Origin of the sequence: Streptomyces sp. NPDC001796, from assembly GCF_042892355.1 — a bacterium.
Lineage (GTDB): Bacteria > Actinomycetota > Actinomycetes > Streptomycetales > Streptomycetaceae > Streptomyces.
Map to the genome: position 1 here is coordinate 124073 of NZ_JBIAUC010000006.1, position 16106 is coordinate 140178.

Genomic DNA, 16106 nt, shown 5'->3' on the forward strand with positions numbered 1-16106 from the left:
TGAAAGCGCGAACCCGCGGTTGACCTCGTCGGGCCGTCGGCCCTGCGGAGCGCCCGTGACCCGCCACCGCGTGCCGCCGTCGGCCGACCTCCGTGACGTCCTGCTGCGCCGGCTGCGGGAGTCGGGTGAACTGCACCGCGAGGGGGCGTGCTCACGGACGAGGAGTTCGCGGCCACGAAGGCGGTCGTGCCGTGCGGTCTCCGAGCGTTGCGGCGCCGGCCGGGTCAGCCGAGCAGATCCGGTTCGCTGCGGGTGATGTCCTGCCACAGCGGCTGGTAGTTGATCCAGGCCACCAGGTCACCGCCGAGCTGCTCCCGGGTGGCCACCGCCTGTCGGTGGTCGATGAGGACGGGGCGTCCCGCGGCCTTCGCGGTCAGCTGCACCTGGCAGGAGCGTTCCATCGACAGGAACCACCAGGCCGCCGAGTCCACCGAGTCGCCGACGGTCAGCAACCCGTGGTTGCGCAGGACGAGCGCCTTGCGGCTGCCGAGCGCGGCTGCGATCCGGCGGCCCTCCTCGGTGTCGACGGCGACGCCGGTGTAGGCGTCGTACACGGCGTGGTCCTCGTAGAAGGCGCAGGATTCCTGGGTGATGGGGTCCAGCAGATCGCCGAGTGCGGCGAGGGCCCGTCCGTGCACCGAGTGGCAGTGGGCGACGGCGACGACATCGGGACGGGCGGCGTGGACCTGCGCGTGCACGGTGAAGGCGGCCTGGTTCACGTGGTAGCGGCCGTCGATCACCTGCCCGTCCTGGTTGGCGAGCACCAGGTCGCTCACGGTGACGTGCCGGAACGACATTCCGAAGGGGTTGACCCAGAAGCAGTCCGTGAACTCCGGGTCGCGTGCGGTGATGTGTCCGGACACCCCGTCCTCGAAACCGAGCCGCCCGAAGATCCGCAGGGCCCCCGCCAGCCGTTCCTTGCGGTGCCGTCGCTCGTCCTCGACCGACTCGTACATCGGCGGCATGGCGAACCGCAGCTGGTCGGTGGGCAGGGGCGGGGGCGGAGTGGGGCCGTGCATGGGTCCTCCGGCACTTGACTTCGTCAACGGGCCGGAAGGTACCGCCGGTCAGGCGAGGATGACAGCGCTGGTTGGTAAAGATGCGGCGCAGGTGGTCCCGGGACGCGGAGTCGACCAGAGCCGGGCGCACCCGATCCCCGAGCCAGATGCGTTCGGTCTTCAACGAGGCGCATCCGATCCCCGAGCCCCGCGAATCCGATACCGGAGGCCGACGTATCGGATCCCCGAGCCCCGCGGATCCGATACGGAGGCCGACGGATCCGATCCCCGAGCCCCGCGGATCCGATACGGAGGCCGGCGAATCCCATACCGGACAGAGGATGTCGGGTATCCGCGCCAGACTCGCCGTATGGCAACGAGCATGTCAGCGAACTGGGCGGCTTTCGCCGAGGCGGAACCGGCCCTCGCCCGGACCGTCGAGGAACGCTTCGGATCCTTCACCCACCACGTCCTGGCGACGCTGCGCCGAGACGGCTCGCCCCGCACCACCGGTCTTGAGGTCCGCTTCCTGAACGGCGAGCTGTGGCTCGGCATGATGCCCAAATCGCTCAAAGCACTCGACCTGCGCCGCGACCCCCGTTTCGCGCTCCAGGCGAACCCGGGGCCGGGCACCGGGATGGGCGGCGGTGATGTGCGGATCAGCGGGCGGGCCGTGGAGGTCGAGGACGACAGCGCCAAGGGCGCGTACGTGAAAGAGGTGGAACCGCCGGAGCCGTTCCACCTCTTCCGCACCGAGCTGACGGAGGTCGTCAGGACCTGCGTCGAGGACGACACCTACCTCGTCGTCCAGGTCTGGAGGCCCGGAGAGCCGGTGCGCACTCTCAAACGGACGTGACCTGCGGGCTCACTCCCACTCGATGGTGCCCGGCGGCTTGGACGTGACGTCCAGGACCACACGGTTGACGTCGCGGACCTCGTTGGTGATCCGGGTGGAGATCTTCGCCAGGACGTCGTACGGGAGCCGGGACCAGTCGGCGGTCATGGCGTCCTCGGAGGAGACCGGGCGCAACACGATCGGGTGGCCGTAGGTGCGGCCGTCGCCCTGGACGCCGACGCTGCGGACGTCCGCGAGCAGGACCACCGGGCACTGCCAGATCTCACGGTCGAGGCCGGCCGCCGTCAGCTCCTCGCGGGCGATCGCGTCGGCCTCGCGCAGCAGGTCCAGGCGCTCCTTGGTGACCTCGCCGACGATACGGATACCGAGGCCGGGGCCGGGGAACGGCTGGCGCTGGACGATCTCCTCCGGCAGGCCGAGCTCCTGGCCGACCATGCGGACCTCGTCCTTGAAGAGCTTGCGCAGCGGCTCGATCAGCTTGAACTCGAGGTCCTCGGGGAGGCCGCCGACGTTGTGGTGCGACTTGATGTTGGCGGTGCCGGTGCCGCCACCGGACTCGACCACGTCGGGGTACAGCGTGCCCTGTACGAGGAACTCGACCGCGGGACCCTCGTCCGCGATGATCTCCGCCTGGGCCTGCTCGAAGACCCGGATGAACTCGCGGCCGATGATCTTCCGCTTCTCCTCGGGGTCGGAGACGCCCTTGAGCGCGGTGAGGAAACGCTCCTCCGCGTCGACGACCTTCAGCTGAACGCCGGTGGCCGCGACGAAGTCCTTCTCCACCTGCTCGGTCTCGCCCTTGCGCATCAGGCCGTGGTCGACGTACACGCAGGTCAGCTGGGAGCCGATGGCCTTCTGGACGAGGGCGGCGGCGACGGCGGAGTCGACACCGCCGGACAGGCCGCAGATCGCGCGCTTGTCGCCGACCTGCTCGCGGATCGCCTCGACCTGTTCCTCGATCACGTTGCCGGTGGTCCAGGTGGGCTTCAGGCCGGCGCCGCGGTAGAGGAAGTGCTCCAGCACCTGCTGGCCGTGCGTGGAGTGCATGACCTCCGGGTGGTACTGGACGCCGTACAGCTTCTTCTCGTCGTTCTCGAAGGCGGCGACCGGGACGACGTCCGTGGAGGCCGTCACGGTGAAGCCCTCGGGGGCGGCGGAGCAGGCGTCGCCGTGGGACATCCAGACGGACTGCTCGGCCGGGGTGCCCTCGAAGAGGGTGGACGACGGCTTGGAGACGGCGAGGGCCGTACGGCCGTACTCGCGCGCTCCGGTGTTGTCCACGGTGCCGCCGAGAGTCTGCGCCATCAGCTGGAAGCCGTAGCACATGCCGAAGACGGGCACGCCGGACTCGAAGATCTCGCGGTCGAGACGGGGGGCGCCCTCCTCGTACACCGACGAGGGGCCGCCGGAGAGGATGATCGCCGCCGGGTTCTTGGCGAGCATGTCCTTCACCGGCATGGTGCTCGGCACGATCTCGCTGTAGACCCGGGCCTCGCGGACGCGACGGGCGATGAGCTGGGCGTACTGCGCGCCGAAGTCGACGACCAGGACGGTGTCGGGGGCGGCGGCAGCGGGGGTCGCTGATGACACGGGGTGCCTTCCGGCGGTTGGGCGGGTCCTTGTGCCACCCGATTCTACCGAGGTGGCCGTGGGTGCCGTCCCGGCTCCTGCCGGGGCAGCCACCGGTGAGCCGCGTCTCACCATGCGGGCCGCCTTGGACACATTCCTCCCCCACGGCATACTGGCCCCATGCTCACGCACCCGACGATCTTCGTCTTTACCTATGGCAACCGGCCCGCCGGCTGCCATGGTCGTGCTGCTTGAGCTACTGACAAGCGACTTCCCAGGCGCCCCGGGCCGACAAGGTCCGGGGCGCCTGGCGTTTCCCGGGTCCTGTCGCTTCAGGGCACCCCCGTCCACGAGGAGCCCCCGCATGACCGCCACCGCAGCCACCCCAGCCACTGCAGCCACCCCAGCCGTCGAAGCCACCGAGAAGACCGGCGCCCGCACCGACGACGCCGCGAGCCTGATCAGCGACGCCCGAGAACGCGTCGACTCGCTCGACGACCGCATCATCGGTCTCATCCAGGAACGGATGGCCGTCTCCGCCGTCATCCAGGAGGCCCGCATCGCCTCCGGCGGCCGGCGCGTGAACCTCTCCCGCGAGATGGAGGTCCTCGGCCACTACCGGGATGCACTGGGCAAGCCCGGCACGGCCCTCGCCATGACCCTCCTCGAGCTGTGCCGGGGCCGGATCTGAGGCCGGTCCCGACCCCGGACCCGGATCCGCGTTCCGCGGACGTACGTGCGCATACCCCCTCACCCGTACGGCGCGTGACCGGGCCCGCGGCGGCTTCGTTGAGCCGGGCGTCCGTGCCAGCCAGGGGCGGGCCCGAAAGAACCACGCGTGGCTCCGCTGGAGCGATGAGACGTACGGATCGTGCCGTGCGTCGTGGGACCTCGCTCCAGGGATGTGACCGGACGGCAGGGGACAGCAGCCCGGTCACCCAGTAAACGGTCGGCTCCGGGGACGCCCGGAGCCGACCGGCGGAATCTGTTCAGAGGTGGTCGAAACGGTTGCGGAGGCCGTGACCCATCCAGCACGATGCGAGGAACAGGGAGCCGACGGCCCCCACACGGTTCCTGGCAGACAACAGCATCGCTCCTCCCGCCGACTGCCAATGGTCGATACCACGCGCGCTCCTCGCGCGCGCCGGAGCGCACCACCGGCGGTCACGCAGGCAAGCGGCGCAACCCCCCCCCCCCCCCCCCGGCGCCGCTCCCCGGGCACCGGCGCTGCCCTGACGTCGGTGCTGACGGAGAAGGGCCCCGCGGATTCCCCGAGCCCTCGGCCACGCCGAGCCGGGGTCCCCCCGCCGCGGGGCCTTTCGCCGTCCCGTGCCCTGCTTCTTCTCAGGTACGGGTGACCGTCCCACAGCTCTGCCGGCGGTCCAGGTCCTCGCTGCGGTCGTACGGGTCGAAGCTGGGACCGCTGGGCGGCGTGCCCGTGGGCTGCTGCGAGGGGAACTCCGGGTGCAGGTAGCCGTCGTGGACGTCGCAGGCGGAGTTGCCGGCGTCCTCGTCGTCGCGCAGCACGGTGAGCTTGCCGGCGGTGACCCGGAAGCGCGCGGGGTTGGGCAGTTCCAGCTCCAGGACGCGGCGGACGATGGTGCGGGCCACCTCCTTGGTCCCCGGCCGCGCCAGCGGATAGACGAAGGTGTAGTCGGCGTGCACGACCACGGACCCGTGGTCGGCTTCCGCGAAGCTCATGCGGCCGCGTGTCTTGACCACGTCACCGACGAGCCGGACCTCCTTCGGGTCGAAGCGGCTGAACAGCGACAGCGGGTCGTGCTTCTCGTCCGGCGCGCGCAGCGAGGCGTTCAGGCGGTCGAGCATGTCCGGCTGGAGCGGGTCCACCACGGCGAGCGCGGCCGCGGGCCGCTCGCCGCGCAGCGTGCCGGGGTCGAGGTTGGCGTCCACGAGCAACGTCCTGCTCTGCTGCAAGGCGTGTGCCACCTGCTGCCGGGAGAACACGCCGACCGGCTCCGCCTTCGGCAGGACGATGCCGGCGGCCCCGTCGGCCCAGTCCGCGGCCGGGGAGCCGGCGAAGGGACGTTCCGGGGTGGGGGTGTCCGGGGGCGCGGCGGAGGGCGGCGCGGTGGGGGGCGCCGTCTCGGCGGGCAGTCCGGTGGCCGTGTCCGCGTCCTTCCCGGAACGGGCGCCGAACGGGTGGCCGGGTAGCAGCGAAGGCTTCATCGCCACGACGGCCATGACGACCGCGAGCACCAGCCCCAGCGCCGTCCACGCCCCGCGGCGGCGCGCACGGCTCGGCGCCGCGGGAGCGGCACGCCAGCTCTCGGGCCGCACCCCGCGCGCCTCCTGCTCCCGCAGCCGCGCGGTCACCATGCGCGCCCGCGCGGACGGCTCCTTCGGTGCGGAGGCACGGATGTCCCGCTCGGTGTCGCGGGCGAACCGCTCCCAGACGTCGTCGGGGACGGAGGGTTCGTCGCGGTGTTGATCAGACACGGTGGTCAGTTCCACGTGCAGTGAAAGGCGCTTCACAAGGCGCACAAACATGTGACCCAGCACACATAAGAATTCTGTGAGTGGGAGCGCAACCATTCACAAGGCCCACAGGTCACACCTACGAATCACGGGCCACATCCGCGCCGCCACGCGGCGGCTCCACCCAGATGCGTCGTGTGGTAGCGGCGCCCCAGACTCTTTCGAGGTCTTCATGAAGCTTCGCCGTGCCCTGGCCGCCGCGGCGGCGACGGCTGCCATAGCCCCGCTCGCGCTGCTGTCGGCACCGGCCGCGTTCGCATCGGACGGCACGTCGTCTCCGTCGGCCACCGTTTCCCCCTCCGGCACGTCGTCCGCCGGCGCGTCCACGTCCGCGAGCCAGTCGGCGTCCTCGAGCGCTTCCGCCTCCACGTCCGCGTCCGCGAGCCAGTCGGCGTCCTCGTCCGCCTCCTCCTCCGCCTCGCAGTCCACTCCGGCGACCCCGCCGAGCCAGTCCTCCGAGCCGAGCGACGAGCCCACCGAGCCCGCCGGCGACTGCACTGAACAGGACTCCCACTACAAGTCGAAGCTGAGCGCTTCACTCATCGGCCTGCCCGGCAAGATCGCGGTCGGCAGCGGCTGGCACCCGTTCACGCTCAAGGTCAGCAACCCGACGAGCGACAGCGTCAAGGACGTCATCTTCTACGCGGGTGTCGGACCGAACGACGAGAGCGCCGAGAACGCGTTCAAGGCCAGCCAGGTCCGGCTCCAGGCGAAGGTCGACGGCTCCTGGGTGGACATCGAGGACGGCGGCTACTCCGCCGGGTTCCTCGACCTCAACGACGTTGCCGGGGGCCAGACGCTGAACTACCAGCTTCGCCTGAACGTGAAGGCGAACGCTCCGGTCGGCTCCGGTCTGACCATCGGCGGCGGCGTGTACTTCGACGAGCAGGAGAACTGCATCGGCGCCGGCCAGGCCGGGTACGTCATCGAGATCGTCAAGGCCGGTTCGGACACCGACGGCACCAAGCCCCAGGAGGGCGGCAAGGTCCCGGTTCCCACCGGTAAGCCGAACCAGAGCAACACCCACGAGGTGACCGGCACCCTCGCCTCCACCGGTTCCTCCTCCGCGCTGCCGACCATCGCGCTCGTCGGCGGTGTCGCCGTCGTCGCCGGTGGTGGCGTCGTCTTCGCGGTGCGGCGCCGCAAGGCCGGGGGCCACGCCGCCGCGTAACCGCCGCGGGCGTGGGCGGACCACGCCCTGAAGCACGGAGAAGGACCTGGGCTCGGAGGGGGGCCCAGGTCCTTCTTCACTGTCGTGACCCGTCTGCGCTACTGCTTCGGCGGTACCGCGGGCATCCCGAGGAACGGCAGCCGCAGTGCCCCGAACGCCTTGGCCGGTACCGCCGGGTGGCGGGGTTCCACCGGCTTGAGCCGCTCGTACCGCGCCCCCTGCGCCGGGCGCGGATCCGCCTCGTCCTTGTTCGGCCAGTACGACATCGCGCGCTCGGCCTGCGCGGTGATCGTCAGCGAGGGGTTGACGCCCAGGTTCGCCGACACCGCCGCGCCGTCGACCACCGAGATGCCGGGGTGGCCGTAGAGCCGGTGGTACGGATCGATGACGCCCGTCTCGCGGGAGTCACCGATGGGGCAGCCGCCGAGGAAGTGGGCGGTCAGCGGGGTGCCCATCAGTTCGCCGACGTTGCTGCCCGCGAAACCGTTGATCTCGGCGGCGAGCACGGACGCCGCCTCGGAGGCCGCCTTGATCTGCTTCGGGTTGGGCCTGCCATGACCCTGCCGGGCCGTCAGCAGGCCCTTGCCGACGCCGTTGGGCTTCAGATACGTCGTCAGGGAGTTGTCCAGCGACTGCATCACCAGGCCGATGATGGTCCGCTCCGACCAGCGCCGGTTGGACAGCGAGCGGACCATCAGCCAAGGGTGACGTGCCGCGTTCGCGAGCCAGGCCAGGGCGCGGGAGCGGCCCTCGGCGTAGGGGACCTGGAGGATCGACAGGCCGCCCATCGCGTTCGAGCCCCTGCCGTAGCGGACCGGCTCGATGTGCGTGTTCTCGTCCGGGTGGATCGAGGACGTGATCGCCACGCCCCGCGTGAAGTCGACCTTCGGCGCGCCGTGCGCCGTGCGGTAGCGCCGGTTGTCGGTCTGCGCGCCCACCAGTGCCTCGGAGTTGGTGCGGGTCAGCTCGCCCAGCCGGTCGGAGAGGTACGGCAGCTGGCCGTTCGCCTTCATGCGGTGCAGCAGGGTCTGGGTTCCGTAGGTGCCCGCCGCGAGCACCACCTGCCGCGCCTTGAAGACGCGCCCCCTGCCCTTGCGCCGGTCGTCCGTCGGCAGGGTCGCCACGGCGTACCCGCCCTGCGAGTCGTCCGTGACCGACACGACCGTCGTCATCGGGTGCACGACCGCGCCCGCCTTCTCGGCGAGGTGGAGGTAGTTCTCGTTGAGGGTGTTCTTCGCGCCGTGCCGGCAGCCCGTCATGCACTCGCCGCACTCGGTGCACGCCCGGCGGGCCGGGCCGGCGCCGCCGAAGTACGGGTCCGGTACCTCCTCGCCGGGCCGGGCCTTCGCCGTTCCGTCGGCGTCCTCGCCGTCACCGAAGAACACGCCCACAGGTGCCAGGTGGAAGGTCTCCCCGACCCCCATCCGCTCGGCGGCCGCCTTGAGGTGCACGTCGGAGGGGGTCATGGTCGGGTTCAGCCGTACGCCGAGCATGCGCCGGGCCTGGTCGTAGTACGGCTTCAGCTCCTCCTGCCAGTCGGTGATCCCCCGCCACTGCGGGTCGTCGAAGAAGGCCTTCGGAGGCACGTAGAGGGTGTTGGCGTAGTTGAGGGAGCCGCCGCCGACGCCGGCGCCCGCGAGGACCATGACGTTGCCCAGCAGGTGGATGCGCTGGATGCCGTACATGCCCAGTGCGGGCGCCCAGAGGTAGTTCTTCAGGTCCCAGGAGTTCTTCGGCAGCGTCTCGCGGGTGAAGCGGCGACCCGCCTCGAGGACCCCGACGCGGTAGCCCTTCTCGGTCAGCCGGAGCGCGGAGACGGATCCGCCGAACCCCGAGCCCACGACGATGACGTCGTAGTCGTACCCGTCCTCGTCCCGGGTCTGGACAGACTTCTCCTGCGACACGTGCTCTCCTCGTTGAGAACGGGGGTTGCCTGTTGGGGGCACTAACGGAGGCGGAGCGCCTTCATCACCTTCAGGCTCCGGCTCATGAACGCCGCGTACTTCTCGTCGTCCATCCCCAGCGACGGGGCCATCGGCAGCAGTCGCTGCTGGGCGACCGTCTGGGCCTCCGTGTACTTGAGGATGCCCTCCGAGCCGTGGCGGCGGCCGAGGCCGGAGTCCTTCATGCCGCCCATCGGTGACTGGACGCTGCCGTACGCCGGCGCGTAGCCCTCGTTGACGTTGACCGTGCCCGTGCGCAGCCGGGCCGCGACCGCGCGCCCCCGCCGTCCGTTCCTCGTCCAGACCGACGAATTCAGGCCGTACGGCGTGGCGTTGGCGCGCTCGATCGCCTCGTCCTCGCTCTTGAAGCGGTAGATCGACACGACCGGGCCGAAGGTCTCCTCCGCGCACACCGCCATCGGGGCCTCGACGCCGTCGAGGATGGTCGGCTCGTAGAAGTACGGGCCGACGTCCGGGCGGGCCACCCCGCCGGTCAGCACCTTCGCCCCCTTGGCCACGGCCTCCTCGACATGCCGGGTCACCGTCTCGAGCTGCCGCTCGCCGACCAGCGAGCCCATGTCGGCGCCGTAGGCGAGGGACGTGCCGAGCCGCAGGGCCTTGGTGCGGGCGACGAACCGCTCCAGGAAGGCGTCCGCGATCGACTCGTGGACGTACAACCGCTCGATGGAGATGCACAGTTGCCCGGCGGAGGAGAAGCAGGCCCGCACCGCGCCCGCGGCGGCCTTCTCGATGTCGGCGTCCTCAAGGACCAACATGGCGTTCTTTCCGCCGAGTTCGAGGGAGACGCCGACGAGCCGGGCGGCGGCGCCCTGGGCGACCTCGCGGCCGGTGCGGGTGGAGCCGGTGAAGGAGACGTAGTCGGCGTGTTTGACGACCTCCGGGCCGACGACCGGGCCGTCGCCGATGACGACCTGGAAGACCTCGGCGGGCAGTCCGGCCTCGATCAGCAGGTCGCGCGCCCACAGCGCGGTCAGACAGGTCTCGGTGTCGGGCTTCATCACGACGGCGTTGCCGGCGGCGAAGGCGGGGAGCGCGTCGCCGACCGACAGCTCCAGCGGGTAGTTCCAGGGGGCGATCTGGCCGACCACGCCGCGCGGGTGGCGCAGTTCGGTGACCTTGGTCAGGGTCGGTACGGCGCCGGTGTGCCGCTTCGGCCTCAGGTACGAGGGCGCCTTGCGGCCGTAGTGCCGGGCCGCGACGGCGACGGCCTGCACCTCCTCATGGGCGTGCAGACGGGCCTTTCCGGTCTCCAGCTGGATCAGGTCGAGGACCTCGGCCTGCCGTTCCAGCACCAGGTCGTGGAAGCGCAGGAGCACCGCGGCGCGCTGCCGTACGGGGGTCTCCGCCCAGGCGGCCTGGGCGACGCGGGCCCGGTCGAAGGCGAGGGCGACGTCCTCGGGGGTGGACTCGGGCAGGTCGGCCAGCTTCTCGCCGGTGAACGGGGTGTGGTTGGCGGTGCGGCCCGAGCCGGCCACTCCCTTGGTGAGCTGGGCGACCAGCTCCGGCGTCACCACGTCGACGGCGGTGCGGGCGCCGGCCGGGGCGGGAGCGAGGGGGTTGGTGCCGACCGTGCCCGTACCGGTCTGTGCGGTGGCCTTCTCCGGGGCCTGCGAGTCCGTCATGAGGCGCAGGGTATGCCGGGGCGGAGCGTTTGGGTACCCGTCGGTAACGCGCTTTCACGGGGCGTCCACACCGCGCCAGTGACCGCTGGCAGCGAATGCGCTGATCAGGGCGTCGTCAGGACCCCAGCATGTCCTTGCCCACTTTCAGGCGGTCCCGGGCGCCCTTGAAGAGGGAGGTGCCGCGCTTCTCGTCCGGGGTGCCCTTCGGCATGTCCACGCGCAGCACGTAGTACTCGCGGGCGGCCGTGGCGATCAGCAGCTGCAGGACGCGGTACCGCTGCTTCCCCACCGTGTAGGTGGTGTCGGTGAGCATGGCGTCGTCGCCGTGGAAGCTCGTGGGGGTGTAGAGGGTGCCGGGGTCGTCGGCGGCCCAGGAGGCGGTGGCCTGCCGCGCCCAGGCCTTCAGGGGGGTGGGGACCGTTGTCTCCCGGGTCAGGCGGAGCCGGACGGTGTCGTCGCCGTAGGCCACCGTGCGGTCCGTGGCGGTGCCCAGGGCCATGTCCGACGGTACGGAGACGATCGCGTCGAGCTTCGCCTCGCGGTGGGCGATCCAGGAGCTGGGGGATGCGACGGCCGGGGCCGAACTGTAGGTGGCGGTGTGCTCGGTTCCTCCCTCGCTCTCGGGAGTGCCGAAGTAGGAGGCGCCGAACCAGGTGCCGCCGACGAGGAGAACGCCGAGCGCGGCGACGGGGGCGGGGCGGAGAAGGGCGGGGCGCTTGGGCTTCGCCGCCGGCGCCGCCATGGCGACGGTCTCCGGTGCGAACGGCGCGGGGGGCTCCGGCTCGGACGGCTTGGCGGCGGGTTCGGACGGTTCGGTGGCCCCCCGCTCGGACGGCGGGGCGGCCTCCGCCTGCGGCGCGGTTTTCGGTGACGTGTCGGGGCCGCCGTCGTCCACGGTGCCGGAGCCGTCATCCACCGTGCTGGAACCGTCGCCCTCGGCAGGCCGCGGCGCCGCCGCCCCAAACCGTACCGTCCCGATGTCATCGGCGAACTCGCCCAAGCTCGAGGCGTCCTGAGCACCCGTCGCCTCCCCCCGTTCCGCACCCGGCACCGGCCACCCCCCGGCCACCGTCTCCAGCACCGCGGCGACCTCCTCCGCGTCGGGCCGCCGCTCGGGTTCCTTGACCAGCAGCCGTGCGATGAGCGGCCCGAGTCTCCCGGCCTTCCGGGGTTCGGGAGGATCGGTGGCGAGGATCGCGGCGAGCGTGGACTCCACCGTCGTACGGCGGAAGGGGGACGATCCTTCGACGGCGGCGTACAGCAGCACGCCCAGCGACCACAGGTCGGAGGCGGGACCGGCGCTCCGGCCGGACATCCGTTCCGGTGCGATGAACTCCAGCGAGCCGACGAACTCCCCGGTGGCGGTCAGGGATTCCTCGCCCTGGACGTGTGCGATGCCGAAGTCGGTGAGGACCACCCGGCCGCGCGGACCCAGCAGGACGTTCGCCGGCTTCACGTCGCGGTGCACGATGCCGACGCGGTGCGCCGCGTCCAGCGCGCCGACGACGGCGAGCCCGATGCGCGCCGCCTCCTCGGCCGGCAGCGGCCCACGGCGCAGAGCGTCCGCCAGCGACTCCCCACCGACCAACTCCATGACGATCCAGGGGCATCCGTCTTCGACGATCACATCGTGGATCGACACGGCGGCGGGATGGTCGACGCGGGCCGCGGCCCGTGCCTCGCGGTAGAGGCGGTGGGCGGCACGCCGGTGTGCCTCGTCCTCCGGATCGCCGGGCAGATGGGGCTGCTTGACGGCGACGTCGCGCTCCATGAGCTCGTCCACGGCACGCCATACGGTGCCCATGCCGCCGGAGCCGAGGCGTTCGGTCAGCCGGTAGCGACCGTCGATCAGACGTCCCGCGTTCGTACGCATGCCCCATGAGTACCGTGCGGGGTCACGAGTTGTCGAAGCGGGTCCCGGTCACGCGCATCGGGGTGGGAGTCATCCCGCTGCGAACGTGTCCACCGCCACGTCGAAGTACTCCTTCGCCTCCCGGACCTTCCCCACCGGCGCCGACACCCACACGTCGTACATCCGGCCGCCCTCGTCCCAGCACATGTCGTAGGTGTGCCGCGGGCCCTCGGCCGCGGTGAAGCCGTCCCAGGTGAACTCCCACAGCGCCGCCGGGTTTCCGCGGTGCGAGGTCTCGGTGACCCGGCCGTCGTGGTAGCCCGGGTTGGTGGACGGCCCGTCCGAGTCCGAGCGCCGCATCACCGCGAGCGGGCCGCCCGCCGCGGGGTCCGCCACCTTGATGCCGAGGCGGAAGGTCTCTCCCGGCGACACGTAGAAGATCCGCTCGCCCTGCGGACTGCGGGTGAACCCGTCCGGAACGGCCAGCGAGAAACCGTTCGGGTCCCGCACCAGCCGGTACCCGGAGGGCGCCTTGCGGGTGACCTCCGACGTCGCCGAGGCCGGCGTACGGGTCACCGTCACCGTGGGCGCGGGCCGCGCAGTGGACGGGAGCGTCGGGCCCCGGCTCACCGACGTCCGTGCCGGACCCGGGCTCGCCGGTGCTCCCCCGCCGTCGCCGCCGTCGCGCAGCAGCAGTGCCGCCGCCGAGACACCCGCGCCCGCCATGGCCGCGACCAGGGCGGCCGCCACGAACACGCCCCGCACGGACTGCCTGCCGGAGGCCGGCGCCACGGGCGCGTCCTGCGGGGACGGCAGGGCGCCGCGAGGCACGTCCGGCTGCGTCGGCGTGTACGGCACGGACGCTCCCGGCGTACGACCGGTCTCCAGGAACTCCCGCAGCAGCCGCTCCGCCTCCGCCGCGTCCAGACGCCGGTCGGGATCGCGTTCCAGCAGCCCCCGGATGACGGGCAGGATCGGGCCGGCCTGCTCTGGCGGACGGATCTCGCCGGCGACCACCGCGTGCAGGATGCCGCCCAACGAGTCGCGGCGGAACGGCGACTCGCCGCTCAGCGCCGTGCACAGCAGGGCCCCGAGGGACCACAGGTCGGACTCGGGCCCGGTCCGTTCGCCGGACATCCGTTCGGGCGCGGTGTACTCGGGGGACCCGACGAAGGCGCCGGTCTCGGTGAGCGTCGTGGCACCCGTGACCTGGGCGATGCCGAAGTCGGTGAGGACGACGCGGCCGGTGCCCGCCTCCAGCAGGACGTTCGCGGGTTTCAGATCACGGTGCAGCACGCCCGCGTCGTGCGCCCGGCGCAGCGCGCCGAGCAGGGCGATGCCGATGCGGGCGGCCTCCCTGGCGTCGACCGGCCCGCGGGTGGCGATGCGCTGGGCGAGCGAGCCGCCGTCGATCAGCTCCATCACGATGTACGGGCGTTCGTCGTGCTCGACGACGTCGTGGACGACGATGATGTTCGGGTGCCGCAACCGCGCCACCGCGCGCGCCTCGCGCAGGGTGCGCTCACGGTGCAGCCGGGCCTCCTCGGCGGACAGGGAGAGGTCGAGGACGAGCTCCTTGACGGCCACCTGCCGGTCGAGAAGCTCGTCGGACGCCCGCCAGACGACACCCATGCCGCCGCGCCCGATCCGCTCCCGAAGCCGGTAACGCCCCGCTACGACCCAGCCGTTCTCCCCCTCGGTCCCCATGCGCCCCATCATGCCGCACCGGACGGGGCCCCTCCGGGACGACGCCGCGACGGTGGCCGACAACCGACCCACCGGGGGCCCACGAGCCGCGTAGGGCGGCCCGCCCGGGTCCGGTGCCCGTCAATCCGTAGGCGGACGCCACCCCCGCAGCACCGCCTGGAACTGCTGTTGCGTCGTCGTCCAGTCCGCCTCCGGGCCGGACATGTAGATGGCGTACTCGACGCCGTCGCGGGAGAAGTACGTCTCCTCGACGGCGTGGCGCGGCCCGGGGGCGGTCGTCGAGTCCTTCGCCAGCGCGGTCCAGGTGTACTCCCACAGGGAGCCCGGGCGGTCGCGGTAGATGTTCTTCCGCAGGACCACCCGCTTGTAGTCGATCAGCCGGTGGAGCTGCTGCTCCAGATCGATCTGGTGGTCGTAGGCGGTTTCGAAGTCGGGAGAGCTGTCGACGGCGATGCGGATGAAGTGCTCACCGCCGTCGGGGGTGTAGTCGACCTGGTGGGTGGCCTCGTCGAACACCTTCCGCTTCCAGTCCTTGGAGGGCACGGCGAGACTGAATCCGTAGGGGTCGCTGTGGCGCACCCAGCCGGCGGGGAGGTCGCCCGACGCGTCGGCCTCCTGCGTCCCCTTGCCGCTGGGCACCGGGGACGGCGAAGTGGAGGAGGAAACGGACGCACCGGCCTGCCGGTCGCCCCCGTCCCACTTCTGCCACGCCACGGCGCCCCCCGCGCCGACGACCGCGGCCAGCGCGAGCACGAGCGCGGCCGTACGGGCCCGGTGCCGCTTGCGGGGCCGGTGCGCGGGCGGCATGACCGGCTGGGGCACCGTGCCGCGGGCCGTCTCCGCCTCGCGCGCCTTCCGGGGGTGCGGCACGTTCGCGGTCGTGTCCGCGAACCCGCTCCGGTCGACGTGCTGCGTCGCCACGTACTCCTGTGCCGCCCTCGGCCGCCGTCCCTCGACCGCCTCGGCCAGCATCTGCTCCAGTTGCGACGCGTCGGGCCGCTCGGCCGGATCCTTGCGCAGCAGGCCCGAGATCACCGCTTCCAGGGCGCCCGCGGACCGCGGCGGCTCCGGCTCCTCGTCGACGACGGCCTGCATGGTGGTCAGCGGTGAGGTCCGCCGGAACGGCGACCTGCCCTCCACCGCCGTGTACAGCGTGGCGCCGAGCGCCCACAGGTCGGAGGCCGGGCCCGGGTCGTGGCCGCGGACACGCTCGGGCGCGAGGTAGTCGACCGATCCGACTATCTCCCCTGTGCGGGTGATGGTGGTGTCGCCCTCGACCTGCGCGATCCCGAAGTCGGTGAGCAGCACCCGCCCGTCGGCGGCGAGCAGGACGTTGCCGGGCTTCACGTCGCGGTGCAGCACGCCCGCGGAGTGCGCGGCACGCAGTGCGCGCAGCACCCACAGCCCGATCCGCGCGGCCTCGGTGGGCTCGACCCGGCCGTGTTCCTTGACCGCGTCGGCCAGCGAGCCGCCCTCGACGAGCTCCATGACGATCCACGGCCGGTTGTCGTGCTCGAGGACGTCGTGCACCGTGACGACGGCCGAGTGGTTGATGCGCGCGGCGGCCCGTGCCTCGGCGTGGGTACGGGCGAGGAGTACGGCTCGGTCACTTTCCGTGACGTAAAGTGCGGCCGTCAGTTCCTTGATGGCGACCGCCCGGTGCAGCACCTCGTCGTGGGCGCGCCACACCCGGCCCATGCCGCCGCTGCCGATCGAGTCGACGAGCCGGTAGCGGCCCGCGAGGAGCAGGCCCTGCATCTGATTCACGTTTCCCCGCAATGTTCTTGACGAGGTCACATTAAAGAGCGGTCCCCGTGCAGGGAACCGGCGGGGCCGTAACGGAGACCGCACTGTGACGGTTCTCCCTTCCC

General features: G+C 71.8%; 11 protein-coding genes. 3 read left to right on the forward strand and 8 right to left on the reverse strand.

The window, feature by feature from the left end; all coding sequences use genetic code 11:
• Nucleotides 1–224 precede the first annotated feature (224 nt).
• Nucleotides 225–1019, reverse strand: a complete 795-nt coding sequence (locus tag ACFYZE_RS14650) for a class II aldolase/adducin family protein (RefSeq protein WP_388992741.1) — start codon at nt 1017–1019, stop codon at nt 225–227.
• Nucleotides 1020–1380: 361 nt separating this feature from the next.
• Between ACFYZE_RS14650 and ACFYZE_RS14655 the strand changes: the two genes are divergently transcribed.
• Nucleotides 1381–1854 carry a pyridoxamine 5'-phosphate oxidase family protein gene (locus tag ACFYZE_RS14655; RefSeq protein ID WP_388993448.1) on the forward strand — a complete coding sequence of 158 codons (474 nt, stop codon included), beginning with the start codon at nt 1381–1383 and terminating at the stop codon, nt 1852–1854.
• A 9-nt stretch (nt 1855–1863) separates the two neighbouring features.
• Here ACFYZE_RS14655 and guaA read toward each other — a convergent pair whose 3' ends face one another.
• Nucleotides 1864–3444: a glutamine-hydrolyzing GMP synthase gene (guaA, locus tag ACFYZE_RS14660; protein ID WP_388992744.1), complete on the reverse strand. Its 1581-nt coding sequence runs from the start codon at nt 3442–3444 to the stop codon at nt 1864–1866.
• A gap of 343 nt (nt 3445–3787) precedes the next feature.
• Here guaA and ACFYZE_RS14665 point away from each other — a divergent pair, with 343 nt between their 5' ends.
• Nucleotides 3788–4114: a chorismate mutase gene (locus ACFYZE_RS14665; RefSeq protein WP_388992747.1), complete on the forward strand. Its 327-nt coding sequence runs from the start codon at nt 3788–3790 to the stop codon at nt 4112–4114.
• Nucleotides 4115–4767: 653 nt separating this feature from the next.
• Here ACFYZE_RS14665 and ACFYZE_RS14670 read toward each other — a convergent pair.
• Nucleotides 4768–5880 carry a hypothetical protein gene (locus ACFYZE_RS14670; protein WP_388992749.1) on the reverse strand — a complete coding sequence of 371 codons (1113 nt, stop codon included), beginning with the start codon at nt 5878–5880 and terminating at the stop codon, nt 4768–4770.
• A gap of 211 nt (nt 5881–6091) precedes the next feature.
• Here ACFYZE_RS14670 and ACFYZE_RS14675 point away from each other — a divergent pair, with 211 nt between their 5' ends.
• Nucleotides 6092–7090: an LPXTG cell wall anchor domain-containing protein gene (locus tag ACFYZE_RS14675; protein ID WP_388992752.1), complete on the forward strand. Its 999-nt coding sequence runs from the start codon at nt 6092–6094 to the stop codon at nt 7088–7090.
• Between the two features lie 98 nt (nt 7091–7188).
• Here the strand turns inward: ACFYZE_RS14675 and ACFYZE_RS14680 are convergent, their stop codons facing one another.
• The 5 genes from ACFYZE_RS14680 to ACFYZE_RS14700 all read right to left on the reverse strand — a co-directional run bounded on the left by ACFYZE_RS14680 (nt 7189) and on the right by ACFYZE_RS14700 (nt 15993).
• The gene (locus ACFYZE_RS14680) at nt 7189–8994 is read right to left on the reverse strand and encodes a GMC family oxidoreductase N-terminal domain-containing protein (RefSeq protein ID WP_388992755.1); all 1806 of its coding nucleotides are present in this window, start codon (nt 8992–8994) and stop codon (nt 7189–7191) included.
• 41 nt (nt 8995–9035) lie between these two features.
• Entirely contained in the window at nt 9036–10676 is a 1641-nt protein-coding gene (locus ACFYZE_RS14685; protein ID WP_388992758.1) for a succinic semialdehyde dehydrogenase, read from the reverse strand.
• A gap of 115 nt (nt 10677–10791) precedes the next feature.
• Nucleotides 10792–12549, reverse strand: coding sequence for a serine/threonine-protein kinase (locus tag ACFYZE_RS14690; RefSeq protein WP_388992761.1), 1758 nt, complete (start codon nt 12547–12549; stop codon nt 10792–10794).
• A 69-nt stretch (nt 12550–12618) separates the two neighbouring features.
• Nucleotides 12619–14235 carry a serine/threonine-protein kinase gene (locus ACFYZE_RS14695; protein ID WP_388992764.1) on the reverse strand — a complete coding sequence of 539 codons (1617 nt, stop codon included), beginning with the start codon at nt 14233–14235 and terminating at the stop codon, nt 12619–12621.
• Between the two features lie 120 nt (nt 14236–14355).
• On the reverse strand, nt 14356–15993 hold the full coding sequence (locus ACFYZE_RS14700; RefSeq protein WP_388993451.1) for a serine/threonine-protein kinase: 1638 nt from the start codon (nt 15991–15993) through the stop codon (nt 14356–14358).
• Between the last annotated feature and the right edge of the window lie 113 nt (nt 15994–16106).

Excerpts from the sequence above, each read along its gene's own strand:
- ACFYZE_RS14650 (WP_388992741.1), bottom strand. The coding sequence starts at position 1,019 with ATGCACGGCCCCACTCCGCCCCCGCCCCTGCCCACCGACCAGCTGCGG.
- ACFYZE_RS14655 (WP_388993448.1), top strand. The coding sequence starts at position 1,381 with ATGTCAGCGAACTGGGCGGCTTTCGCCGAGGCGGAACCGGCCCTCGCC.
- ACFYZE_RS14665 (WP_388992747.1), top strand. The coding sequence starts at position 3,788 with ATGACCGCCACCGCAGCCACCCCAGCCACTGCAGCCACCCCAGCCGTC.
- ACFYZE_RS14675 (WP_388992752.1), top strand. The coding sequence starts at position 6,092 with ATGAAGCTTCGCCGTGCCCTGGCCGCCGCGGCGGCGACGGCTGCCATA.
- ACFYZE_RS14685 (WP_388992758.1), bottom strand. The coding sequence starts at position 10,676 with ATGACGGACTCGCAGGCCCCGGAGAAGGCCACCGCACAGACCGGTACG.
- ACFYZE_RS14690 (WP_388992761.1), bottom strand. The coding sequence starts at position 12,549 with ATGCGTACGAACGCGGGACGTCTGATCGACGGTCGCTACCGGCTGACC.
- ACFYZE_RS14695 (WP_388992764.1), bottom strand. The coding sequence starts at position 14,235 with ATGGGGACCGAGGGGGAGAACGGCTGGGTCGTAGCGGGGCGTTACCGG.
- ACFYZE_RS14700 (WP_388993451.1), bottom strand. The coding sequence starts at position 15,993 with ATGCAGGGCCTGCTCCTCGCGGGCCGCTACCGGCTCGTCGACTCGATC.